Source organism: Ferrovum sp. JA12 (assembly GCF_001431705.1).
Classification (GTDB): Bacteria; Pseudomonadota; Gammaproteobacteria; order Burkholderiales; family Ferrovaceae; genus PN-J185.
Genome location: NZ_LJWX01000002.1, coordinates 743,624 through 767,699, shown reverse-complemented (window position 1 = coordinate 767,699; position 24,076 = coordinate 743,624). Strand labels below are relative to the sequence as shown.

21 protein-coding genes are annotated in these 24,076 nt (G+C 41.9%); 11 read left to right on the top strand and 10 right to left on the bottom strand.

What is annotated here, in order from left to right:
- Positions 1-146: 146 nt before the first annotated feature.
- Both FERRO_RS08705 and FERRO_RS08700 read left to right on the top strand, forming a co-directional pair.
- Positions 147-416, top strand: a complete 270-nt coding sequence (locus FERRO_RS08705) for an ACT domain-containing protein (protein WP_056930461.1) — start codon at positions 147-149, stop codon at positions 414-416.
- Positions 417-435: 19 nt separating this feature from the next.
- On the top strand, positions 436-1,794 hold the full coding sequence (locus tag FERRO_RS08700; RefSeq protein ID WP_056930460.1) for a PFL family protein: 1,359 nt from the start codon (positions 436-438) through the stop codon (positions 1,792-1,794).
- Between the two features lie 4 nt (positions 1,795-1,798).
- On the opposite strand, the gene FERRO_RS08695 is transcribed toward FERRO_RS08700, so the two are convergent.
- The 5 genes from FERRO_RS08695 to FERRO_RS08675 are packed head-to-tail and all read right to left on the bottom strand — an operon-like array spanning position 1,799 to position 6,348.
- Positions 1,799-2,743, bottom strand: a complete 945-nt coding sequence (locus FERRO_RS08695; RefSeq protein ID WP_056930459.1) for a branched-chain amino acid ABC transporter permease — start codon at positions 2,741-2,743, stop codon at positions 1,799-1,801.
- Positions 2,743-3,627 (bottom strand): branched-chain amino acid ABC transporter permease, encoded by an 885-nt coding sequence (locus FERRO_RS08690; RefSeq protein WP_056930660.1) that lies wholly within the window; start codon positions 3,625-3,627, stop codon positions 2,743-2,745. The genes FERRO_RS08695 and FERRO_RS08690 overlap by 1 nt, the downstream gene beginning before the upstream one ends.
- Positions 3,627-4,853, bottom strand: a complete 1,227-nt coding sequence (locus FERRO_RS08685; RefSeq protein WP_056930458.1) for an ABC transporter substrate-binding protein — start codon at positions 4,851-4,853, stop codon at positions 3,627-3,629. Before FERRO_RS08685 ends, FERRO_RS08690 begins: the two co-directional genes overlap by 1 nt.
- 18 nt (positions 4,854-4,871) lie before the next feature.
- On the bottom strand, positions 4,872-5,579 hold the full coding sequence (locus FERRO_RS08680) for an ABC transporter ATP-binding protein (protein WP_056930457.1): 708 nt from the start codon (positions 5,577-5,579) through the stop codon (positions 4,872-4,874).
- Positions 5,572-6,348 (bottom strand): ABC transporter ATP-binding protein, encoded by a 777-nt coding sequence (locus tag FERRO_RS08675; RefSeq protein WP_056930456.1) that lies wholly within the window; start codon positions 6,346-6,348, stop codon positions 5,572-5,574. Before FERRO_RS08675 ends, FERRO_RS08680 begins: the two co-directional genes overlap by 8 nt.
- A 103-nt stretch (positions 6,349-6,451) precedes the next feature.
- On the opposite strand from FERRO_RS08675, the gene tig reads away from it, so the two are divergent.
- From tig to FERRO_RS08650, 5 genes are all read left to right on the top strand, one after another.
- Positions 6,452-7,750, top strand: a complete 1,299-nt coding sequence (gene tig, locus FERRO_RS08670) for a trigger factor (protein ID WP_056930455.1) — start codon at positions 6,452-6,454, stop codon at positions 7,748-7,750.
- Positions 7,751-7,766: 16 nt separating this feature from the next.
- Complete coding sequence (gene clpP, locus FERRO_RS08665) at positions 7,767-8,399, top strand: ATP-dependent Clp endopeptidase proteolytic subunit ClpP (RefSeq protein ID WP_056930454.1); 633 nt, start codon at positions 7,767-7,769, stop codon at positions 8,397-8,399.
- Positions 8,400-8,457: 58 nt separating this feature from the next.
- A complete protein-coding gene (gene clpX, locus FERRO_RS08660) occupies positions 8,458-9,714 on the top strand; it encodes an ATP-dependent Clp protease ATP-binding subunit ClpX (RefSeq protein WP_056930453.1) in 1,257 nt (418 codons plus the stop codon).
- A gap of 73 nt (positions 9,715-9,787) precedes the next feature.
- Positions 9,788-12,199: an endopeptidase La gene (gene lon, locus FERRO_RS08655; protein ID WP_056930452.1), complete on the top strand. Its 2,412-nt coding sequence runs from the start codon at positions 9,788-9,790 to the stop codon at positions 12,197-12,199.
- 358 nt (positions 12,200-12,557) lie between these two features.
- Complete coding sequence (locus FERRO_RS08650) at positions 12,558-13,319, top strand: HAD family hydrolase (RefSeq protein ID WP_056930451.1); 762 nt, start codon at positions 12,558-12,560, stop codon at positions 13,317-13,319.
- Between the two features lie 141 nt (positions 13,320-13,460).
- On the opposite strand, the gene FERRO_RS08645 is transcribed toward FERRO_RS08650, so the two are convergent.
- The 5 genes from FERRO_RS08645 to prpB are packed head-to-tail and all read right to left on the bottom strand — an operon-like array spanning position 13,461 to position 20,671.
- Positions 13,461-14,444, bottom strand: a complete 984-nt coding sequence (locus FERRO_RS08645; protein WP_056930450.1) for a malate dehydrogenase — start codon at positions 14,442-14,444, stop codon at positions 13,461-13,463.
- A gap of 20 nt (positions 14,445-14,464) precedes the next feature.
- Complete coding sequence (gene acnA, locus FERRO_RS08640) at positions 14,465-17,146, bottom strand: aconitate hydratase AcnA (protein WP_056930449.1); 2,682 nt, start codon at positions 17,144-17,146, stop codon at positions 14,465-14,467.
- Between the two features lie 22 nt (positions 17,147-17,168).
- A complete protein-coding gene (locus FERRO_RS08635) occupies positions 17,169-18,611 on the bottom strand; it encodes a bifunctional 2-methylcitrate dehydratase/aconitate hydratase (protein ID WP_056930448.1) in 1,443 nt (480 codons plus the stop codon).
- 15 nt (positions 18,612-18,626) lie between these two features.
- Positions 18,627-19,784 carry a bifunctional 2-methylcitrate synthase/citrate synthase gene (prpC, locus tag FERRO_RS08630; RefSeq protein WP_056930447.1) on the bottom strand — a complete coding sequence of 386 codons (1,158 nt, stop codon included), beginning with the start codon at positions 19,782-19,784 and terminating at the stop codon, positions 18,627-18,629.
- Entirely contained in the window at positions 19,784-20,671 is an 888-nt protein-coding gene (gene prpB / locus FERRO_RS08625; RefSeq protein ID WP_056930446.1) for a methylisocitrate lyase, read from the bottom strand. Before prpB ends, prpC begins: the two co-directional genes overlap by 1 nt.
- A 160-nt stretch (positions 20,672-20,831) precedes the next feature.
- On the opposite strand from prpB, the gene FERRO_RS08620 reads away from it, so the two are divergent.
- The 4 genes from FERRO_RS08620 to sdhA are packed head-to-tail and all read left to right on the top strand — an operon-like array spanning position 20,832 to position 24,065.
- The gene (locus tag FERRO_RS08620) at positions 20,832-21,563 is read left to right on the top strand and encodes a GntR family transcriptional regulator (protein WP_056930445.1); all 732 of its coding nucleotides are present in this window, start codon (positions 20,832-20,834) and stop codon (positions 21,561-21,563) included.
- Positions 21,564-21,573: 10 nt separating this feature from the next.
- Positions 21,574-21,960: a succinate dehydrogenase, cytochrome b556 subunit gene (gene sdhC, locus FERRO_RS08615; RefSeq protein WP_056930444.1), complete on the top strand. Its 387-nt coding sequence runs from the start codon at positions 21,574-21,576 to the stop codon at positions 21,958-21,960.
- On the top strand, positions 21,954-22,298 hold the full coding sequence (sdhD, locus tag FERRO_RS08610; RefSeq protein WP_056930443.1) for a succinate dehydrogenase, hydrophobic membrane anchor protein: 345 nt from the start codon (positions 21,954-21,956) through the stop codon (positions 22,296-22,298). Before sdhC ends, sdhD begins: the two co-directional genes overlap by 7 nt.
- A gap of 3 nt (positions 22,299-22,301) precedes the next feature.
- Entirely contained in the window at positions 22,302-24,065 is a 1,764-nt protein-coding gene (gene sdhA / locus FERRO_RS08605) for a succinate dehydrogenase flavoprotein subunit (RefSeq protein WP_056930442.1), read from the top strand.
- The last annotated feature ends 11 nt before the right edge of the window (positions 24,066-24,076 follow it).

Below are 24,076 nucleotides of genomic sequence, written 5' to 3'. Positions count from 1 at the left end.
ACGAATTACTCACTTAAAATTTATTTTATCAGATGTTTGTGACCGTGTTTTTGAAGTATTGCAATTTTAGTAAATTCTTATAATCATAATAATGATTTTTAGGGTAAACTTCGTGACATTTTTACTAACGATTTTTAGGTTGAATGATGAAAACTGTAATAACAATTATTGGCGAAGATCAAGTGGGTATTGTAGCTCGGGTGAGTACAGCTCTAGCTTTTCATAAAATAAATATTTTAGATATTAATCAGAATATTATTAATGGCTTTTTTAATATGGTCATGATTGTTGACTTACCTGAACAAGGAGCGAACTTGAAGGATTTACAAGCGCAATTGGAACTGATGGGTGAAGAAATTGGAGTCACAATCAAGGCACAGCATGCCGATATTTTCACTGCAATGCACCGCATTTAGATACTTTACTGAGACTGTTATGTTACTTCCGCACGATATATTTGAAACTTACCAAATGATTGAGGAAAACAACCTCGATGTACGAACAATCACCATGGGCATTAGTCTTAGGGCATGTTCACATCCAGATTTGAAAACTCTTTGCCAAAATATTTACGATACTATCACCACTAAAGCGCAGAATTTAGTGAAAGTGGGAGAGGATATACAACGTGAGTATGGTATACCTATTATTAATACACGTATTTCCATAACCCCCATAGCCGTGATCGCTGAAAGTTGCCATACAGATACTTATGTGCCAATTGCTGAGGCTTTAGATCGTGCTGCTAAAAACTTAGGCATTAACTTTATTGGAGGTTTCTCAGCCTTGGTTGAGAAAAAAGCAACTCCTGGTGATTTAATCCTCATTCAATCCATTCCCGAGGCGTTAGCGAAGACTGATCATGTGTGCTCATCGGTTAACATTGGAACTAGCAAAGCAGGGATCAATATGGATGCGGTTCGCTTGATGGGAACCATTATTAAGAAAACCGCATATCTGACCCGTGACAGGGATGCTATTGGCTGTGCTAAGCTTGTTATTTTTGCTAACGCAGTTGAAGATAATCCTTTTATGGCTGGTGCTTTTCATGGCATTGGAGAAGGTGAGAGTGCTATTCACGTGGGAGTGAGCGGGCCTGGGGTAGTGAAACAAGCCTTAGAGTCGGTGAAAGGTCAGCCCTTTGATGAAGTGGCTGAGAGTATTAAACGCAGTGCTTTTAAAATCACGCGGGTAGGTCAATTGGTCGCCAGAGAAGCCTCAAGACGTTTGGGCGTTAAAATGGGAATTATTGATTTATCTTTAGCACCGACCCCCGCAGTGGGGGATAGTGTGGCTTATATTTTAGAGGAAATGGGTTTGGAGAGCTGTGGTGCCCCTGGCACCACTGCGGCGTTAGCACTTCTGAATGACGCTGTTAAAAAGGGTGGCTTGATGGCAGCACAACATGTGGGAGGATTAAGTGGAGCTTTCATTCCAGTGAGTGAGGATGCCGGGATGATTGCCGCAGTGGAAAAGGGTAGCTTAACCTTAGAAAAACTTGAAGCCATGACCTGTGTCTGCTCCGTGGGTCTTGATATGATTGCTGTACCAGGTGATACCTCTGCTGAGACTCTATCAGGTATTATTGCTGATGAAGCTGCAATTGGTATGATTAACCATAAAACCACCGCAGTTAGATTGATTCCTGTGCCAGGTAAAAGTGTGGGAGACCGTGTTGAGTTCGGTGGTTTATTGGGTCATTGTCCCGTGATTGCCGTCAATACTTTTGGTAATCAAGAGTTTATTCAACGTGGTGGCAGAATTCCCGCCCCCCTACGTAGTCTGACTAATTGATCGTTTAATTATTATTCTGGGCGATATTTTTTCTGCCAAGCATACGTTGATAGAGGGCAATGCTCTCTCCCACTATGCCTTTTCTGAAAATTAGCACACAAATCACAAAAATAAAGCCCATGATAACGGTTACCATATCTCCTGCGCTGTCAGCTAATTGATCCTCAAGAGTAATAATAATTGAGGAACCTACGATGGGTCCTAAGAGAGTGCCAATTCCTCCGAATATGGTCATTAACACTACATCCCCTGACATGTGCCAATGAACGTCAGTGAGGGTGGCAAAGTTAAAGGCTAACATTTTCAAGATACCGGCAAAGCCTGCAATAGCTGCAGAGAGCACAAAAGCTAACAATTTATATTTGGAAACGTCATAACCTAAGGAAATAGCTCTGGATTCATTTTCCCGAATGGCTTTTAAAACTTGGCCAAAGGGCGAGTGAATGGTGCGGTAGATTAACAAAACAGATAAGATAAAAGCAGTAAAAATAACATAATAAAGAGTAATGTCATCGTGTAAAGAGAGACCAAAAATACGTCCTCTCGATATTCCTTGCATACCATCCTCACCGCCAGTCACAGGCGCTTCTAAACAAATAAAGTAAATCATTTGAGCCAGAGCTAAAGTGACCATGGCAAAATAGATGCCTTGACGTTTGATAGCTAGTAACCCCACAATCCAACCCAATAATGCAGCAGCAAAAACTCCCCCTATAATAGCTATTTCGGTAGGTAGTGCTAGATTTTTAATGAGATAACCTGCCACATAAGCGGCGCCACCAAAAAAAGCAGCATGACCAAAGGAAAGTAATCCTGAGAAACCCAGCAGTAAATTAAAAGCGCTTGCGAAAATAGCAAAACACAGTATTTTCATGAGTAAAACAGGATATACAAAGTGAGGTAATACTATACCAATTAACAATATAATAATTAAAGCTAATACACGCATTATTTTTCACGCCCAAATAGACCAGCTGGTCTAATAATTAACACAAGTGCCATGATAATAAATACCACGGTTGAGGAGAGGGGAGGATAAAAGACTTTTGTTAACCCTTCAATAATTCCTAAACCCAGTCCTGAGAAGATAGCCCCCACTATAGAACCCATACCGCCAATGACTACCACAGCAAATACCACAATAATAATATGAGAGCCCATCAATGGGCTTACTTGATAAATAGGCGCAGCCATGACCCCAGCTAAGCCAGCTAAGGCCACACCAAAACCATAGGTTAACATCACCATGATTGGGACATTGATACCAAAAGCTTGAGTGAGCTTGGGGTTTTCCGTGGCGGCGCGAAGGTAGGCGCCTAGTCTGGTTTTTTCGATTATGAACCAAGTGATGAAACAAACAATCAATGATAGAAACACCACCCAAAGACGATACTTGGGAATCACCATGAAGCCAAGATTTACCGGACCATCTAAGATTTCAGGAATATCATAGGTCTCACCACTTACCCCAAATTTACTCCGGAAATAACCTTCAAAAATGAGGGCCAGCCCAAAGGTGAGTAGGAGGCCGTAGAGGTGATCTACTTGGTACAGCCATTTGAGAAAAAAACGCTCAATGATGATACCTATTAAACCCAAAACAACAGGAGTGATAAGTAGTGCGCCAAAGTACCCAATATTAAAAGTAGTGAGAAGCATCCATGCACAGAATGCTCCCATCATATAAAGGGCTCCATGAGCAAAATTAATAATATTCAACATGCCAAAAATAACTGCCAGTCCTAGACTTAATAGAGCATAAAAAGATCCATTAACAAGGCCTAACATTAACTGACTATATAGTGCCATTAATGGCACGCCGAATATTTCAATCATTTTTTAACCAACGGACAGGTGGATTCAGATAAGGGTTGAAACGCTTCCTTAGCTGGGATGGTAGCTAATATTCGGTAATAATCCCAAGGATATTTTGATTCAGAAGGCTTTTTGACTTGGGCTAGATACATGTCATAGACCATACGACCATCTTCTCTAATATGACCATTATGAGCATAGAAGTCATTAATTGGTGTTTTCTTCATTTGCGTCATGACAGTTTTGGTGTCATCGGAGCCAGTGGCTTGAACCGCTTCCAAGTAATGCATCACCGCAGAATAAACGCCAGCTTGGTTCATGCTGGGCATTTTGTGCATGACTTCGTAATAACGTTTTGAAAAAGCCCGAGTTTCAGGTGTGCGATCCCAATAAAACCCTGTGGTGAGATACATGCCTTGAGTTTGTTTTAAACCAACACTATGGACATCGCTGATAAATATCAATAAAGCAGCCAAATGCTGTTTAGGCGTGACACCAAATTCTGCTGCTTGCTTAATGGAGTTAATAGTGTCTTCACCAGCATTAGCAAGGCCGATAATGTCGGCTCCAGAAGCTTGCGCTTTTAATAAGTAAGAGGATAAATCACGACTAGGAAAAGGATGTGAAACTGACCCTAACACTTTCCCACCGGCTGCGTTAATGGCTTTGGTGGCATCATTTTCAAGGGAATGGCCAAAAACATAGTCAGCTGTTAAAAAAAACCAGGTTTTTCCACCTTGCTTAACTACCGCTTTGGCTGTTCCCTGTCCTGTTGCATACGTATCATAAACATAATGGACTGTGACATCATTGCAACCTGCGTTGGTGATTTTTGAGGATCCTGCCCCAGTAATGATGACAATTTTATCCTTTTCTTTAGCAACTTTCATGGCAGATAAACCAGCGATACTACTTACTAGGTCAGTAATCATATCTACGTGTTCACGATCAAACCATTCTCTGGCTTTATTAGAAGTAATATCCGCTTTATCTTGGTGATCAGCACTTATCATCTCAATTTTATAATTTGGATGATATTTTTTTTCAAAATCACTGATGGCCATTTGAGTTGCTGTGATGGAGCCTTTCCCTGAAAAGTCAGAATAGGGACCCGACATATCAGTGAGTACACCAATCTTGACAACATTGTCAGAGATTTGTGCCTGTGCATTTTGATAAACTCCCAAAGCTAGCGTTGATGCCAGTACGATTGAGCGTAACGCGTTTTTTTTGTAATGGGTCATAAATGATTCCTCCTGTTGTTATACACCTAGTAATTCAAACATTTCATTTTGTTTTGCCGCTAAATCTTGCTGGTTAACTTCCAAACAGACTTGCCCGTGTTCGATAATCACCATCCGGTCGGCAAGGGGAGCAGCAAACTTAAAGTTTTGTTCTACCAAAATAATAGTAAAGGCCTTTTTCTTAAGAGCGCAGATAATTTCACCTAGTCGATCAACTATGACGGGGGCTAACCCCTCAGAAATTTCGTCCAGTAAGAGAAGCTTAGCTCCGGTACGTAAAATTCTAGCCATAGCGAGCATTTGCTGCTCTCCACCTGACATTCTGGTGCCTTGACTATGCCGCCGCTCTTTAAGATTAGGAAACATCTCGTAGATTTCCTCAATACTCATGCCGCCAGAACTTACGACGGGTGGCATGAGTAGATTCTCTTCACAGGTGAGCGATGAATAGATACCTCGCTCTTCAGGGCAGTAACCTACGCCAAGTTGGGCAATTTTATGGGTAGAGAGCTTAATAGTTTCCGTACCATTGATGTTGATAGAACCGGTTCGTTTGCCGGTTAAACCCATAATTGCTCTTAGCGTGGTGGTTCTCCCTGCTCCATTTCGACCTAGTAAAGACAGGCATTCACCTTGTTTAACATGAAAGTTAATACCGTGAAGAATATGGGATTCGCCATAATAAGCATGTAGGTTGTTTACACTAAGATAATTAGAATCAACCATGGTTCTGTTCCATCGCTTGTGACCCCATATAGGCGCTCATTACCTCAGGATTGGTGGAAATATTTTGATAGTCCCCTTCAGCTAAAATGCTACCTCTAGAGAGTACTGTAATATGGTCAGAAATGCCTGAGACTACTTTCATGTTATGTTCAACCATCAATATGGTTCTATTAGTTGAAACAGATTTAATTAGCTTCATGACATGATCCACATCCTCGTGGCCCATTCCTTGGGTGGGTTCATCAAGAAGCATCAGCTCAGGTTCTAGGGCAAGAGTTGTAGCAATTTCAAGCGCTCGTTTACGGCCATAGGGTAATTCTATTGCCAGTTGCTTATGGTAGCTCTCAAGTTCAACTGCATGGAGTAATTCCAGGGCTTTTTGATTCAAATCATTGAGGGTTTCTTCGGAACGCCAGAAATGAAAACTTGTTTTAAGTTTGCTCTGCAAAGCAATACGGACGTTTTCAAGAACCGTTAGATGTGGAAAAACAGCTGATATTTGAAAGGACCTCACAATGCCGCGACGCGCAATTTCCGCTGGTTTTTGTTGTGTTATATCCGTATCATTGAAAAAAATAGACCCCTCAGTAGGACTAATAAACTTAGTTAGTAAATTGAAACAAGTAGTTTTTCCAGCACCATTGGGGCCGATAAGAGAATGGATGGTGCCCCGCAATATTTTTAGGCTAACATTATTCACTGCTACAAAACCCTTAAAGCTTTTAGACAGGTTTTGAGTGGTTAAAATATAGTCATTTGTTTTAATCATTCATTCACCTAAACACAAAATCCTTATAAGCATACCCGAATTATTACAAATTTTGTATAATCTATGGTTAAGTAATTTTAGATAACGTAAAAAAGGCCTATCGATGGAAACAAATCAAAGCAGTAGTTTGGAACGATCAGTGAATTTAACTATTCCTCTTAACCAAGTTCAAGAGGAGGTAGCTAGACGTTTAAAACAGCTTTCCAAGACAGCAAAGATGCAGGGTTTCCGACCTGGAAAAGTGCCTTTAAGTCTTCTTGAAAAACAACACGGTGGACAATTACATCAAGAGGTCCTGGGGGATCTGGCACAGAATCATTTTTATCAGGTGATCAAGGACAATAATTTTAGAGTGGCAGGCTATCCCAGTTATGACGCAAATCCTGAGCATAAAGAAGAAGCTACTATTGGTTTGATAGCTAAATTTGAGGTATTCCCTGAAATTGTTATCGGTGACTTGAAGGCAGTGACTATTAACCGCCCGGTTACTGAAGTCAGTGATGCCGATATTGATCGCACCTTGGATATTTTAAGAAAACAAAGAGTATCGTACACCCTGGTAGATCGGGCCGCACAAAATGAAGATCAGGTTATTATTGATTTTAAAGGATTTTTAGATAATGAACCCTTTGAAGGAGGGGAGGCTAAAAATTATCATTTGGTTTTAGGGCAAAATCAGTTCTTGCCTGATTTTGAAGCCAACGTGGTAGGCATGAAGAAAGAAGAATCTAAAACCTTTGAGATAACTTTTCCAACAGATTACCAAGCCCCTAATCTTGCAGGGAAAACAGTGCGTTTTGAGGTGCAAGTGCACGAGGTGAAAGAGCCACACCTCCCCGCCATTGATGAGGAATTTGCGCGGTCTGTAGGCATTGAAGGGGGAGATATTAGTAAATTACGTGCAGATATGAGGAAAAATCTTGAACGTGAAGTGAAAAATCGAATCAAATCTAAAGTTAAAGATCAGGTAATGCAGGCTTTGTTGGATTCTACGCCCATTGAAGTGCCTCAATTCTCTCTCTCGCAAGAGACACAGAGGATTAGACAAAACACTTTGGCTGATCTTGAAAGTCGTACAGGCAAGAAACCTTCCTTTGATTTGCCTGACACGCTGTTTACAGATCAGGCAAAAAGACGGGTTTCATTGGGGTTGATTTTAGGTGAAATTATTACAAAGGAATCTTTATCAGCCAAACCTGAACAAGTTAGATCTTTAATTGAAGAGATGGCTAGTGCCTATGAACAACCTGAGGATATTATTCGCTGGTATTACCAACAAAAAGACAGATTGCAAGAGGCTGAATCTGTTGTTTTAGAGGATAATGTGGTTGAATGGTTTTGTGGTCAAGTCAATACAGTGGATGTACCAACACCATTTGAAGAGTTGGTTGGAAAAGAATAAAACAATAGGAATCAATATGATAAAAGAAAGCTTTAATGTTAGCCCTCAAGGTTTGGGTTTGGTTCCCATGGTGGTTGAACAAAGTGGTCGGGGGGAGAGAGCTTATGACATTTTCTCTCGTTTACTTAAAGAGCGTGTTATTTTCTTGGTGGGACCTGTGACCGATGAGACCGCTAATCTTGTGGTGGCCCAGTTGCTATTTTTGGAGTCTGAAAATCCTGATAAAGATATAAATCTTTATATAAACTCTCCAGGAGGGTCAGTTTCCGCTGGTTTAGCTATTTATGACACGATGCAGTTTATTAAAGCCGATGTCAGTACCACTTGTATGGGTATTGCCGCTAGTATGGGCGCGTTTTTATTGGCAGCAGGACAAAAGGGTAAGCGTTTTGCCTTACCTAACACCAGAATTATGATTCATCAACCATCAGGGGGGGCGCAGGGTCAAGCCTCTGATATCGAGATTCAAGCTAAGGAAATTCTCTATTTAAGACGTCGTCTGAATGAAATGATGAGTCTTCATACTGGTCAGCCACTTGATGTGATAGAAAAGGATACAGATAGAGATAATTTTATGAGTGCTGACGAGGCACTTAAGTATGGTTTAGTTGATCAAATTATTGAGAAACGCGGTGAAATTGGTGCGTGATATTTTGTCTAGATCGCGCTACACTGTTTTTAAAGAGATTTTATAAGGAATTGGGCTAATGAGCGAAAAAGCAAGTGGCGAAAAAATTTTATATTGCTCATTTTGCGGAAAAAGCCAACATGAAGTCAGAAAACTGATCGCTGGGCCTTCCGTATTTATTTGTGATGAGTGTATTGAATTATGTAATGACATTATTCGCGAAGAAATTCAGGGCGCTGAGGTAAAAAATGCTAAGGCGGATCTACCAACTCCCCAAGAAATTGCGGATATTCTTGATCAATATGTCATTGATCAAAAAACAGCTAAGAAAACTCTCGCAGTTGCGGTATACAACCACTACAAGCGCTTGAGAAATGAGAGTAAAGAAAAAGAAGTTGAATTGGCAAAAAGTAATATATTGCTAATTGGTCCAACTGGATCAGGAAAAACTTTACTTGCTCAAACCTTGGCCAGACTATTGAATGTACCTTTTGTGATCGCCGATGCCACCACCTTAACCGAAGCTGGGTATGTGGGTGAGGATGTAGAAAACATTATCCAAAAATTGCTTCAAAAATGCGACTATGATGTTGAAAAAGCGCAAAAAGGTATTGTTTATATTGATGAAATTGATAAGATTTCCCGTAAGTCAGATAATCCCTCCATTACCCGAGATGTATCAGGGGAGGGAGTCCAACAAGCTTTACTAAAATTAATAGAAGGGACAGTTGCTTCAGTCCCCCCACAGGGTGGAAGAAAGCATCCCAATCAAGAGTTTGTGCAGGTGGATACTACAAACATTCTATTCATTTGTGGAGGAGCCTTTGGTGGCTTAGAGCGTGTTATCAAGGAGCGCTCGGAAAAGGGTGGAATTGGATTTGCGGCGCAGGTTTCCAGCAAGGATTCACGTGAAAACAGTGAGTTACTGCATGAAGTTGAACCAGAGGATTTGATTAAGTTTGGTCTTATCCCCGAGTTTGTGGGTCGGCTTCCAGTGGTGGCGACCTTGGAGGAGTTGCATGAAAGCGCTTTAGTGCGAATTTTAACAGAACCCAAAAATGCTTTAACAAAACAATATCAAAAGCTTTTTGCTATGGAAAACGTTGATCTAGAATTCCGTGAGGAAGCCTTGCGCGCTATAGCTAGAAAAGCTCTACAAAGAAAAACTGGTGCCAGGGGTTTACGTTCTATTATAGAACATTCTCTGCTGGAGACCATGTTTGATCTGCCCTCTTTGAAGAACGTCAGTAAGGTGGTAGTTGACGAGGCAACCATTAAATCGGAGGGGACTCCCCTTTTGATTTATGCTGACCAGCAAAAGGTAGCTGGAGTTTGAGCGTTTCCCCTTGAAAAAGGGGAAATTTGACCCTATCTATACTTGAGTTACTTTTAATTCACGGGAGTGAACCATGACCTCTTTACCTGATACCGCCATCAACCGTATTGAATATCCCTTATTGCCTTTGCGTGATGTAGTGGTTTTTCCGCACATGGTTATTCCTTTGTTTGTAGGTCGTCAAAAGTCAATTAAAGCTCTCGAAATAGCCATGGAGCAAGGTAAAAGTATCTTGCTGGTCGCCCAAAAGTTTGCGGCCAATGATGAGCCTAAACCTGATGAATTGTTTCATGTTGGAAGTTTAGCTAGTATCTTACAAATGCTAAAACTTCCTGATGGTACGGTGAAGGTACTAGTGGAGGGGGTTAATCGTGCTGAAGTCACTGATGTCACCGATATAAAATCACATTTTGTGGGCGGTGCTGTATTGGTAGAAAAACAGGTTAGCGATGATCCAGAGATTGAGGCCATGCGTCGAACACTGCTGGCTCAATTTGATCAGTATGTGAAACTGAATAAAAAAATTCCACCAGAGGTCATGACTTCTTTTTCGAGTATTGATGAGGCAGGTAGATTGGCTGACACCATTGCTGCCCACCTTCCTTTAAAGCTTGAGCAAAAACAACAGATTCTTGAAATGTTTGATGTTCAAGAACGCTTGGAGCATTTACTGTCTGTTCTTGAAAGTGAAATTGATATTCTTCAGGTTGAAAAAAGAATTCGTGGACGTGTAAAACGTCAGATGGAAAAAAGTCAACGTGAATACTATTTAAATGAGCAAGTGAAGGCTATTCAAAAAGAATTGGGAGATAGCGAGGAAGGAGCTGATCTTGAGGAGTTGGATAAAAAGATTAAAGCGGCCCATATGTCCAAGGAAGCCTTGACTAAAGCTGAGGCTGAGCTTAAAAAGTTAAAATTAATGTCGCCAATGTCCGCTGAGGCCACAGTAGTAAGAAACTATATTGATGCATTAATAGCCCTTCCGTGGAAGAAGAAAACTAAAGTGAGTCATGATCTGGGCGCCTGTGAGAAAGTGCTTGATGCTGACCACTATGGGCTAGATAAAGTGAAGGAGCGTATTGTTGAATATCTAGCTGTACAAACCCGTGTGGATAAAGTGAAAGCCCCCATTCTTTGCTTGGTGGGACCACCTGGGGTTGGTAAAACATCCCTTGGTCAATCCATAGCTCGTGCTACCAACAGAAAATTTGTGCGCATGGCCCTAGGAGGCATGCGAGATGAGGCTGAGATAAGAGGTCATCGTCGCACCTACATTGGCGCTATGCCTGGAAAAATCTTACAAAATATGTCTAAAGTTGGCGTAAAAAACCCACTCTTTTTATTGGACGAAGTGGATAAGTTGGGACAAGATTTTCGTGGTGATCCCTCTTCAGCCTTGTTAGAAGTGCTAGATCCTGAGCAAAATAATGCCTTTACTGATCATTATGTGGAAGTGGAATATGATTTGTCTGATGTAATGTTTGTGGCTACCGCTAACACTCTAAATATTCCAGCACCTCTTCTAGATCGTATGGAAGTGATCCGTTTATCAGGCTATACCGAGGATGAAAAAGTTAATATTGCGCGTAAATACTTATTACCTAAACAACTCAAAGCAAATGGTTTACGTGAAGAAGAGTTGCATATGTCCGATTCGGCTTTGCGTGAAATTGTTCAGTACTATACCCGTGAGGCTGGTGTTCGTGCCTTAGAGCGAGAAATGGCTAAGATTTGTCGTAAGGTCGTCAAATTTTTGTTGCTCAATAAGAAAACCCAGCAGGTAAATGTTACTCCTAAAAATATTCAAAAATATCTTGGTGTCCATCGCTACAGTTTCGGTTTGGCTGAAAAAAACAATCAAGTGGGACTGGTGACAGGCCTTGCTTGGACAGAGGTAGGTGGCGAACTATTAACCATTGAGGCGGTTAAATTGCCGGGTAAAGGGAAAATGACTACCACCGGAAAATTGGGTGAGGTGATGCAAGAGTCCATTCAAGCAGCACTTAGTGTTGTGAGGAGTCGTGCTAAATCCTTGGCGATTGCGGAAGATTTTTATGAAAAGGCTGATATTCATATTCATTTACCAGAGGGAGCAACACCCAAAGATGGGCCCTCAGCTGGCATAGCGATTACCACGGCCATGGTCTCAGTGTTAACGGGTATTCCTGTTAAGGCAGATGTAGCAATGACTGGCGAGATCACGCTGCGCGGGGAAGTACTCCCTATTGGTGGCTTAAAAGAAAAGCTCTTGGCGGCTCATCGCGGTGGTATTAGAACCGTATTAATTCCTGAGGAAAATGAAAAGGATTTAATAGAAATTCCAGAAAATGTAAAAGCTAAACTGGATATACGTCCTGTTAAGTGGATTGATCAAGTGTTGGCCATGGCACTTGAGCATTTGCCTGTGGCAGAAGTTATCACTGATGATGGACTGACTTCTACCCCTCAATTAGCTGAACCGATTACTTCCTCCATTAAGCATTAATATTGACATCCTCCCCTGCCTAAAGACGGGGGGTTCCTAAAACCTCTGAGTAAGCTGGCAACAACACGGACACCTTCGGAGTTCGCGCTATTCATCCTTCCTTAAATGGGGAGGATCTCCGCGCAATATATTAAATATTTCAACGTACTTTTAGTTAAGAGCGTTGAGAAATTTTAATCGGTTTTCACGCTTTTTTTGTATTCCTGAGTGGTACTTGGTTACACCTTGTTGACACCTGTAACCTTTGCGCGCTGAGACTGATACTAAAATAGATAAAACTGATATTCCAATTATCATTTTTATTTAATATAGAGTTTCTATAATAATAAGGAATACTGCTCAGTATTGGGAGGAAAGGATGGTTTGGCGCGCATTTTTATTTGATGTAGATGGAACACTGGCAGAAACAGAGCGCGACGCCCACCGCATTGCTTTTAATCAAGCCTTTAAAGACCACCAATTAGATTGGTTCTGGGATGAAAAGCTCTATGGTGAGTTACTTGATGTGACAGGTGGTAAAGAACGTATCCGTCATTATTTAAATAACTATATACAAGACGGAAGTCATCAATCTCACTGGAACAATCTTATAAAAGAGATTCATCAAACTAAAACCTCTCATTATTTATCTTTATTGCATGAGGGGTTGATCCCCTTACGCCCTGGTGTCAAACGTTTACTAGAGGAGGCGAGAGCTGAGGGCATTCGTCTTGCTATTGTGACTACCACGACACCGGATAATGTCATTGCTTTACTAGAGAACAGTCTTGGTAAACACTCGGTGGAATGGTTTGAGGTGATCGCCGCAGGCGATGTTGTAAAAGCCAAAAAACCTGCGCCTGATATTTATCTGTGGACGCTTAAACAACTGGGATTAAAGCCGGAAGAGTGTCTTGCCATTGAAGACTCTGAAAACGGATTAAAGGCAGCAACAAAGGCGGCTATCCCAACTCTTATTACTATGAGTGAATATACCAAACACCAATTGTTTGAGGATGCCCTATTGGTGACGAATCATCTGGGTGAGCCTCATTTACCCTGTCAAGCAAGACAAGATGATGGTTGGACCCATCTAGGAGTTGTTGATGTTGCTCTGCTGCATCAATTAAAACAAAAATAACTATGTCAAGTATCTCATCGTCCTGAGGTAAGTGTTAGACGTTTATTCGACGACTTGTTTGTCCAAATAAGCTTGGGCGCAGCTTTTAAGTTGCGCCCAAGGACTTCGTGACACCATCTCTAAAACTTAAATAAGAGTGTATTAGCCTAGAAGGTGGCTAACGGCGGCTCTTTCTTCTAAGAGTTCTTGATGGGTGGCTTTGATTTTTTGGACACTAAAATCACTTAAATCTAATCCTTGAACAATGGTATACACGCCATTTTGACAAGTAACGGGATAACCAAATATCACTCCCTCAGCAATACCATAGCTTCCATCAGAGGGAATACCCATAGTAACCCAATCATTTGTCTCGCTACCCATAACCCAGTCACGAATATGATTAATGGCCGCATTAGCCGCTGAGGCTGCTGAGGATAATCCTCGCGCTTCGATAATGGCCGCTCCTCGTTTTTGTACTGTTGGAATAAAAGTATTTTCAACCCAAGACTGATCATTAATCAATGTGGATACCCTTTTACCCCCTACGTCAGCCTGAAATAGGTCAGGGTATTGCGTGGCTGAGTGGTTTCCCCAAATGGTCACTTTTTTGACACTGGTCACTGGAACAGATAATTTACCAGCAATTTGCGACAGGGCTCGATTGTGGTCAAGACGCATCATGGCAGTAAAATTATGTGGAGCCAGTTCTGGTGCATTTTTCATGGCAATTAAAGCGTTGGTGTTAGCAGGGTTACCAACTACCAGTACCTTAACTTGACGACTGGCAACCTCTGAGAGTGCACGTCCTTGCTCCGTAAAAATAGCGCCATTCATTTCCAGCAAATCTTTTCTTTCCATCCCTTTTATTCGGGGACGACTTCCTACCAGTAAAGCGATATCAGCATCCTTAAAAGCTATCCTGACATCATCGGAAACAGTGATTCCATGTAATAGAGGAAAAGCGCAATCCTCTAATTCCATAACTACCCCTTTAACCACTGGTAAAGAAGGAGTGATGTCAAAGAGTTGTAAAATAACAGGCTGATCAGCTCCTAACATTTCACCACTGGCAATACGAAATAAAAGGCTATAGCCAATTTGTCCACCAGAACCGGTAACAGCAACACGAACAGGTTTTTTCATGAAAGACTCCAAATAAATAACTAATCCAATAACTCGCGTAAAACGTAAGGCAAAATACCACCATTTTTGTAGTAGTCTACCTCAATTGGCGTATCAATACGAAGTAACAATGGAACTTCTTCACTTTGACCCGAGGCACGATGAATAACGAGAGTAATCTTTTGTTGAGGTTTTAAATCATCATCAATACCCACTATATCAAATGTTTCGTTACCCACTAAATTGAGCGATTGATGAGTGGTCTCTCCAATAAATTGACAAGGTAACACTCCCATTCCAACAAGGTTGCTTCTATGGATTCGCTCAAAACTTCTGGCAATAACAGCCTTAACTCCGAGTAACTGCGTACCCTTAGCTGCCCAATCTCTTGAGGATCCAGTTCCATACTCTTCACCTGCGAATATCATGGTAGGAATATGTTTACTTTGATAGGCCATGGCAGCATCATAAATGGCCATTTGTTCGCCGCTGGGTTGATACAGGGTAACGCCTCCCTCAGAACCTGGAACCATCAGATTTTTAATGCGTACGTTGGCAAAGGTACCACGCATCATTACTTCATGATTACCGCGTCGTGAGCCGTAGCTATTAAAGTCTTTTACGACAACCCCTTGCTCTTGTAAATATTTACCTGCGGGCGAGGAGGGCTTAATGGAGCCAGCTGGACTAATATGATCGGTGGTGATGGAATCACCAAAAATACCCAAGGCTCTTGCTCCTTTAATGGGTTGAATAACACCAGGCATCATCGAGAAATCTTTAAAGAAGGGAGGCTCGGCAATATAAGTAGAGTTTTCCCACTGGTAGATGAGACCCGTTGAGGAAGGGATGTTATTCCACAGAGGGTTATCTTTGGTAAAGTCGGCGTAAAGTTTTCTATATGTTTGCGCATCGGTAGCAAAACCCATGACCTCTGCTACCTCCTGCTGTGTGGGCCAAATATCCCTTAAGAAAACAGACTGTCCATTATGATCTTTACCAAGGGGCTCAGTGGACATATCAATATTCACACGCCCGGCAATGGCAAAGGCCACCACGAGTGGTGGGCTCATTAAAAAGTTAGCCTTAATGTTTGGGTGAATTCGTGCTTCAAAATTACGATTTCCCGACAATACCGCGCAGCCCACTAGATCATTTTTTACGATGGTATCTTCCAAATCTTGATCTAAAGGTCCAGCGTTCCCAATACAAGTGGTACAGCCATAGCCCACCAATTTAAAACCCAGCTGATCTAGTGCGTCTTGTAATTGGGCGTTTTTAAGATACTCAGTCACCACTCTTGAACCAGGGGCGAGAGATGTTTTAACCCATGGATTCACTGTCAACCCTAAGGCCACTGCCTTCTTGGCTAAAATGCCAGCGGCCAGAAGAACTCCAGGATTTGAGGTGTTGGTACAGGAAGTGATGGCGGCAATTAATACCTCTGCATCTTTCAAGGGCACATGTTTAGCAACTGTGTGAAATACTTTCTGTGTACTATCTGTGCTTTTTCCATATCCACCATCTTTAACTGGGGTGGTTAATAGTTGATTAACTTTGGTTTTCAGGTTATTTAAAAGAATTCTGTCCTGTGGGCGTTTAGGTCCTGCTACGGAGGGTTCAATAGTGGATAAATCTAATTCTAGTAATTGGCTGTAATCACACTCACCCTTCTGGGGAATACCAAACATATTTTGTGCTTTCCAATAACTGACAAAGGCATCAATTTCCTCATCCGTTCTGCCTGTATTTCTAAAGTAGGTGACTGTTTCCTCATCCACGGGAAAAAAGCCCATGGTAGCGCCATACTCGGGAGCCATATTGGCAATGGTTGCACGATCGGGTAGGGCGAGTGAGGCGGTTCCTGGACCAAAGAACTCCACAAATTTCCCCACCACTTTGGCTTGCCTAAGCATTTCAGTAATGGTTAAAACGAGATCGGTGGCGGTAACTCCCTCTTTGAGTTGGTCCGTTAAATTTACCCCAACTACATCAGGAGTCAGAAAATAAACAGGTTGTCCCAGCATACCCGCTTCCGCTTCAATCCCTCCCACACCCCAGCCCACCACTCCAATACCATTGATCATGGTGGTGTGGGAATCGGTACCTACCAAGGTATCTGGATAGTAAATATGATCTTTTTGCAGGACTCCCCGAGCCAAATACTCAAGGTTAACCTGGTGCACAATACCAATACCTGGGGGAACTACTTGGAAGGTATCAAAGGCTTGCATCCCCCATTTCATGAACTTGTAGCGTTCGCTATTGCGTTCGAATTCAAGCTCCATGTTGTCTTGAAGAGAGGTGGGTGTATTGTAAAAATCCACTTGTACAGAATGGTCTACAACAAGATTAACGGGAACTAATGGCTCAATGGCTTTGGGGTTTTTTCCTTGATTTACAGCAACGTTTCTCATGGCTGCAAGATCAGCCAGTAAGGGTACCCCAGTAAAATCTTGCAGTACTACGCGAGCTACCACAAAGGGGATTTCTTCTGTTCTAGATTGATTGGCTTGCCAATTGGCTAAGGCCTTAACATGGTCTTCAGTAATTCTTTTTCCATCCACATTTCTGAGGACAGATTCCAGGACTATCCTGATGGATATAGGTAAACGGTGGGTGTTTTCAAAACCAGCCTCTGTCAAGGCTGGGATGGAATAAAACTTGGCAGCTCCCTGTTTAGTGGAAAACTCCCTGAGGGTGTTAAAGGTATTAAGGGCCATGATAATTTACTCCAGTTATTCTTTAAATGACAAAAAGATCAACAAATTCGTTGACGGGGGCGTTTTCAAGAGCATTTTGGTCAAGTGCTAATTGTAAAATGGCTTGTTGTTGTTTATGGGGAAAACGACGCATAAGGTTGATTTTAAACTTCTCTTCCAACAGGGGAAGTCCCTCGGCACGACGTCGACGATGACCCACAGGGTACTCGACAACCACTTGTTCGGTTTTGCTTCCATCTTTAAAAAAGACTTGGATGGCATTGGCTATGGATCTTTTTTCTGGATCTAAATAGTCTTGACTATACTGTTTGTTCTCGATGCATTCCATTTTAGTGCGCAACGTATCAATTCTTGGATCTTTGGCACGGGAGTCCTCGTAATCCGCAGCGGTGAGTTGTCCAAAAATCAACCCAATAGCCGTCATGTATTGAATGCAATGATCACGATCAGCGGGATTATTTAGAGGGCCTTTCTTATCAATGATGCGTATAGCGGACTCATGGGTGGTAATGGTTATTTTTTCTATATTATCGATCCGGTCTTTAATCACAGGATGAAGTTTAAGAGCGCATTCCACGGCGGTTTGTGCGTGAAACTCCGCTGGAAAGGAAATTTTAAACAATACATTTTCCATCACATAAGTACCATAAGGGCGTTGAAACTTAAATGGGCTCCCTTTAAAGAGAACATCATAAAACCCCCATGTTTTGGCTGTTAAGACTGATGGGTAGCCCATTTCTCCCCTTTGTGCCATCAAAGCTAAGCGAACGGCGCGACTGGTGGCATCCCCCGCAGCCCATGACTTTCTGGAGCCTGTATTGGGAGCATGACGATAGGTTCTAAGACTTTGCCCATCTACCCAGGCTAAGGATACAGCATTTATAATCTCTTCCTTTGATAAGCCTAACAACTTAGCTACCACTGCGGTTGAGGCAACTTTAACCAATACCACATGATCAAGACCAACCCGATTAAAACTATTTTCTAAGGCCAATATGCCTTGGATTTCGTGGGCCTTAATCATGGCCTCTAACACCACACGCATAGTTAAAGGAGCTTTTCCTGAAGCCACTTGGTTACGTGATAGCCAATCAGCAACAGCAAGGATACCTCCCAAATTGTCCGAGGGATGTCCCCACTCTGCAGCAAGCCACGTGTCATTAAAATCTAACCAGCGAATCATGCAACCAATATTAAATGCCGCATGGATAGGGTCTAACTGAAATTGTGTTCCAGGTACTTTGGCCCCATGAGGAACAATAGTTCCAGGCACTATGGGGCCCATTAATTTGGTACAAGCAGGGTAAGAGAGAGCTTCTAGACCGCAGCCTAGAGTATCAATTAGGCAGCTACGAGCTGTGCTTAAGGCTTCCTCAGAAGAAATAGTATATTGATCGACATAGTTTGCAATATCCACTAACACTTGATCTGGTGCAGGCCTTTCATTTGAAATATGTGCTGACATAAGCGTTTCCTAAATTTAACGTAAGTCTATGGGGGTAAAGGTCTTAGCTTCTGGACCTATATAATTTGCACTGGGTCTGATAATTTTATTATCGATTCTTTGTTCCATAACATGTGCTGACCATCCGGCAGTTCTTGCTATAACAAAAATAGGCGTAAACATGGCTGTCGGGATACCCATCATGTGGTAACTGGAGGCGCTATACCAGTCAAGATTAGGGAACATTTTTTTCTCATTCCACATCACCTGTTCAATACGTTCGGAAATATCAAACAAGTTTAAGTACCCAGCTTCCTGACATAATCTTCTTGAGATTTCTTTAATGATTTGATTACGGGGATCGGAAATTGTGTAAACGGGATGACCGAAACCGATAATGATCTCTTTATTTGTAATGCGTTGCTGAATATCAATTTCGGCTTCTTCGGCACTGTGGTAGCGACGAATAATATCCATAGCTACTTCATTAGCGCCCCCATGTTTAGGCCCTCGTAAGGTCCCAATCCCGGAGGTGATCGACGAATAAATATCGGAGAGTGTGCCAGCGGTCACTCTGGCAGCGAAGGTTGAGGCATTAAATTCGTGTTCAGCGTAAAGGATCAGAGAAGTATCCAAGGCTTGAATATGGGAGGCGCTAGGTTGTTTGCCATGCAGTAAATGAAGAAAATGCCCTGCAATACTCTCATCGTTTGTTTCCACCTCTATTTGGCGCCCGTGATGAGAGAAATGATACCAGTATAGCAACATGGATCCAAAGGATCCCATAAGTTGATCAGCGATATCCCTTGCCCCAGTAATATTGTGATCATCTTTTTCAGGCAATAATGTGCCCAGCATTGAAACACCGGTTCGTAAGACATCCATAGGGTGAGCAGCCGCTGGAATTTGCTCTAAAACAATTTTTAGTTGAGCGGGTAAACCCCTCAAAGATTGTAATTTGTTTCGATATTGTTTGAGTTCAGACTTTGAGGGGAGATGGTCATGAATCAGTAAGTGAGCCACTTCTTCAAAAGTAGCGTGTTTTGCCAAATCAAGAATATCAAATCCTCGATAGTGTAAATCGTTTCCACTTACACCTACCGTACAAATACCTGTATTACCTGCCACAACTCCGGACAGGGCAACGGATTTTTTGACCTTACCTGTTGGCAAAAGATTAGTATCTGAACTCATTATATCTCCTCCTCCTTGTTAAATAGGGCATCGAGTTTTTGTTCATAAGAATGATAGTCTAAGAAATCATATAATTCCGCTCGAGTTTGCATGAGATTGACAACATTTTTCTGTGTGCCGTCATGGCGAATAGCTTCGTAAACCTTCAAGGCCGCTTTATTCATGGCTCGGTAAGCCCCGCAGCAATAGAGAACTATATCAACGCCCACTGATTTCAGTTCGGCTGTAGTGTAAAGAGGGGTTGCGCCGAATTCCGTAATATTAGCTAATATGGGTTGCTTTACTTTGTCTTTAAATTGTTGATACAAGCTCAACTCGGTAACGGCCTCAGGAAAGAGCATATCTGCGCCTGCTTCGATACAAGCTTGTGCTCTATCAATGGCAGCGTTGACTCCCTCCACAGCCAAAGCATCAGTTCGAGCCATGATCACGAAGGAATCATCTTGTCTTGCATCCACTGCAGCTTTAATACGATCCACCATCTCATGAAGACTAACAATGGCTTTATTGGGTCTATGTCCGCAACGTTTGGTTTGTATTTGATCTTCGATATGAAGTCCGGCGGCGCCAGCTTTTATCATACTTTTTACAGTACGAGCTATGTTAAATGCACCTCCCCAGCCAGTATCTGCATCCACGAGAAGGGGGAGAGTAGTGCTATCGGTAATTCTACGTATATCGATTAAAACATCTTCGAGACTAGAAATGCCAAGATCTGGCATGCCGAGTGAGTTTGCGGCAACCCCGCCTCCTGACAAATAAATAGCTTTGTATCCAACACGTTCTGCCATGCGAGCTGTATAGGCATTAATGGTTCCAACAATTTGCAAGGGCTTCTCTTGAATGATGGCGCTACGCAGTTTACTTCCCGGAGTAATATGTGCCATAAACTTTCACTTTTAGATAAAAAATATTGGATTTTTTTTTATAAATATATTAATGTATTAATGTTTTATATGTCAATTATTATATATCTTATATAAGATATATAATATTGAAAAATACTGCTCAAGCATGTTATATTCAAAAGGTGCCAAAGGAGCTGTAATGAATAGTCTAATGTCGCCAAGTTATAGGCCTCTTTACGATCAGATAAAAATATTAATAACGCAGAGTTTAATTGCGGGTGAATGGAAACCGGGTGATTCTATTCCAAGTGAAATTGATTTGGCTAATCGTTACAAAGTGAGTCAAGGTACTGTCAGGAAAGCCATCGATGAACTCGCAGCTGAAAATATTCTCATTCGTCGCCAAGGAAAAGGCACTTATGTGGCAAGTCACACCACGGAAATTTCATCAACCCGTTTTCTACGTATCAATCGTGATGATGGTAAAGTAGAATATCCTATTAGTCAGTTTTTATCAGTTACTCGTGAAAAAGCGCCTGAAGTTTCTGCTAATCTTCTTGAACTAAGAGTAGGTGCTGGTATCTACTGTATTAAGAGAATCTTAAGTTACAAAAATAAAGCACAAATATTTGATGAAATACATATTCCAGTTAATTACTTTAAGGGGTTAGATGAGAGTATGGTGAAAAGTTTTTCGGGTTCTCTTTATAGTTTTTTTGAAACCCGTTTTGGAATTACCATGATTCGAGCTGAGGAGCATATTAAGGCAGTGGCTGCCACCTCTGAAGTAGCGAAATTATTAATGGTACCTGAGCGCCAGCCCCTATTACAAGTTGATCGTGTCGCTTTTACTTATGGTGACAGACCAGTGGAATGGCGAAGAGGGCTGTGTAATACCGATAAATTTTCGTATGTGACAGAAATGAGCTAAGAGGATATTTATGTCAGTAATCACCAAGAAGAGACCTAAGAACTTAGATTTAACTACCATTAAACTTCCTGTGCCTGGGGTAGTTTCTATTTTGCACCGAATCAGTGGGGCGTTGTTGTTCTTAATCGGTATTCCCTTTCTTTTATGGGTTGTCCAGTCGGTAATTCATTCTGCGGCAGAGTACCAACAAATGGTTACATGGTTACAGCATCCACTGCTCAAATTATCGCTTTTATTAATGTTATGGTCTTTTTTACATCATTTTTGTGCAGGAATTCGTTATTTGCTCCTGGATTTACATATTGGTATTGAACTTGCAGGAGCTAGGCTCTCCAGCATGATTGTCTTGATGGTTAGTATTCTTTTAACCCTAATTATTGGAGTTAAATTATGGTGAAACGAGTTATTGTAGGAGCCCATTACGGTTTAAAGGATTGGATTATTCAACGTGTAAGTGCCGTTGTGATGGCCGTTTATGTGCTCGCTTTTGTGGCAGTTGTTTTTTTAATGGATACCTTTGGTTACCAAGAGATACATCAACTCTTCACTAATCGACTTGTCAAAGTTGTGACATTGATGTTTGTGATGTGTTTACTGTTTCATGCTTGGATTGGTGTTCGAGATATTTTCATGGACTATATCAAGCCCACATCTCTAAGATTCGCCTTACAAGTGAGTGTTGTTGTTGCCCTGATTGGCTATGGTGCCTGGGCATTACTGATTCTATGGAGTTAATGAATGGCCTTAACTAAACAAGTATTTGATACGATTATTGTGGGTGGTGGGGGGTCAGGTTTACGAGCCGCCCTTCAACTTGCCGAGGGTGGATACCGCGTAGCAGTATTTTCCAAAGTCTTTCCAACGCGTTCTCATACCGTAGCAGCACAAGGGGGAATTGGTGCTTCTCTTGGGAATATGCAAGAAGATAATTGGTTATGGCATATGTATGACACCATTAAAGGATCTGATTATCTAGGGGATCAGGACGCCATTGAGTACATGTGCCGAAAAGCCGCGGAAGTGGTTTATGAGCTTGAACACTTTGGTATGCCTTTTGATAGAAATCCTGATGGAACTATTTATCAAAGACCTTTTGGTGGTCATTCTCAAAACTTTGGTGAAAAACCCGTTCAACGTGCCTGTGCTGCGGCCGATAGAACTGGTCATGCCATGCTTCATACTTTATATCAACGTAATGTCAGAGCTCGCTGTCAATTTTTTGTGGAATGGATGGCCCTTGATTTGATTCGAGATTATGAGGGTGCGGTGGTGGGTATTGTGGCCATGGAAATGGAAACGGGTAATGTGGTGTTGTTCCAATCCAAAGCAGTGGTTCTTGCAACGGGAGGAGCTGGCAGAATATATCGTTCCAGTACTAATGCTTATATTAACACAGGTGATGGGATGGGGATGGCTGCCCGGGCTGGTATCCCTCTCGAGGATATGGAGTTCTGGCAATTCCACCCAACCGGTGTGGCAGGGGCTGGCGTACTAATTACTGAAGGGGTTCGCGGCGAAGGAGGTATTTTACTGAATTCACAGGGTGAGCGTTTTATGGAGCGTTACGCCCCTACGATGAAGGATTTGGCGAGTCGTGATGTGGTATCGCGAGCCATGGATCAAGAGATTAAAGAGGGTAGAGGTGTAGGCCCTGAGAAAGACTATGTGTTATTAAAACTTGACCATTTAGGCCCTGACGTCATTAATAAAAGGTTGCCCGGTATTCGTGAGATAGCCATTAAATTTGCTCACGTTGATCCAATCAAAGAGCCAATCCCTGTGGTTCCTACTTGTCATTACCAGATGGGAGGTATTCCTACCAACTATTATGGCCAAGTAGTGGTTCCAAAAAACGGTAACCCAAGTTCTATTGTCCCAGGGTTATACGCTATTGGGGAGTGTGCTTGTGTATCAGTGCATGGTGCCAATCGTCTGGGTACCAACTCATTGTTAGATTTATTGGTCTTTGGTAAATCTGCAGGAGACCATTTGGTTCAATGGTTAAAGACAAATCCACAGCATAGGGATTTACCTAAGGACGCTGGAGAGTTATCACTGTCACGTTTAGCTAGAATTGATGGTGCCACAAGCGGTGAGAGCGTTTATGAAGTGGGGCAAGATTTACGTCGTACTGTCCAAAATCACGCCGGTGTGTTTAGAACCAACGAGTTACTCACTGAAGGAGTTGAAAATATTAAGGAAGTGGCTGAACGTGTGCAAAGAACTTATGTGAAAGACAAGAGTAAAGTCTTTAACACAGCACGTATTGAAGCCTTAGAGCTTGAAAACCTGATCATTATTGCACAAGCGACTTTAGTGTCTGCCGAAGCGAGAAAAGAAAGTCGTGGTGCTCATGCTAGAGATGATTTTAAAGAAAGAGATGATAAGACTTGGCTGAAACACAGTTTATGGTATTTAGAACAAAACCGTATGGATTACAAGCCAGTTAACTTAAAACCACTGACGGTAGAATCCTTCGAGCCTAAAGTTAGAGTCTATTAATTTGGAGTGAA